This is a genomic window from Helicobacter magdeburgensis (genome assembly GCF_000765825.2).
GTDB classification, from domain to species: Bacteria; Campylobacterota; Campylobacteria; order Campylobacterales; family Helicobacteraceae; genus Helicobacter_C; species Helicobacter_C magdeburgensis.
Window position 1 is genome coordinate 1 of sequence record NZ_JRPE02000045.1, and the last position, 864, is coordinate 864.

At 38.5% G+C, this 864-nt stretch carries 1 protein-coding gene; it reads right to left on the reverse strand.

The features are described from left to right. Positions 1-146 precede the first annotated feature (146 nt). Positions 147-791 carry an outer membrane protein gene (locus LS74_RS10780; protein WP_034589232.1) on the reverse strand — a complete coding sequence of 215 codons (645 nt, stop codon included), beginning with the start codon at positions 789-791 and terminating at the stop codon, positions 147-149. Between the last annotated feature and the right edge of the window lie 73 nt (positions 792-864).

The following is an 864-nucleotide window of genomic DNA, read 5'->3' on the forward strand; positions in this document are numbered from 1 at the left end:
TGCAGAATCCCAAGTCCTATGCATTGATTTAACAAAATCCTGCAAGATTCTGCAAAAGGAAGTTTATATGAAAAAACTGCCCTAGCCTTTTATAAAAAAGCTAAGGGCAAGTCAAGCTTTTAGATTCTAGCAAGTCCTAGAATCTATTAGAAGCTAAATGTATAGCGAACACCTGCATTATAGTTGCGAGATGTGCTATATTTTACACTCTCTGTTCCTTCTTTAGCATCAAGCATTGTTGTTGCAATAAATGGCACTCTTGCAAAAATTTCAACGCCGTGTTGCTTAGCAAATACACCACGCAAACCAGCATTAAGAGCTAAATCAAAGCCTGTTGTTGAAGCTTTTTTACCAAAATCTTTAGCTTGCTCTTTAAGTCCATCTACTACTTTTCCACTCCAAGTATTAGCGCCAAGTCCTAGACCCAAGAATGCACCAAAGTCCATACCATCAGAGCTTACAAAGTTATAAAGTGCATCTACATTCACACCATAGTTAATGGCATTTAATGCCACTTTTTCAGTATCCATTTTGATTTTAGAGCTATTGTAGTCAATATTTGCATAATAGCGAAGTCCAAAGCTATCAGTAAAGAATTGTTTGTAACCAGCTACTAAGCCGTAATTTAAGCCACTGCCTTTAGCCGTTTCTTTTCCATCTGGAGACTTGCTTTCAACACTATTTCCACCAAAGCCTAAGCCCAAACCTACAAATGCTCCGCTTTCTTCTGCTACCACTACGCTACTTGTAAGAGCCATAGCTGCAATAGAGCTAATTAACAATCTTTTCATTGTTATTCTCCTTGTTGTAATTTTTGCTTGTTTAAAAAACATAGCGGAGCGGTTGTAGCACCCCCCCCCCCCC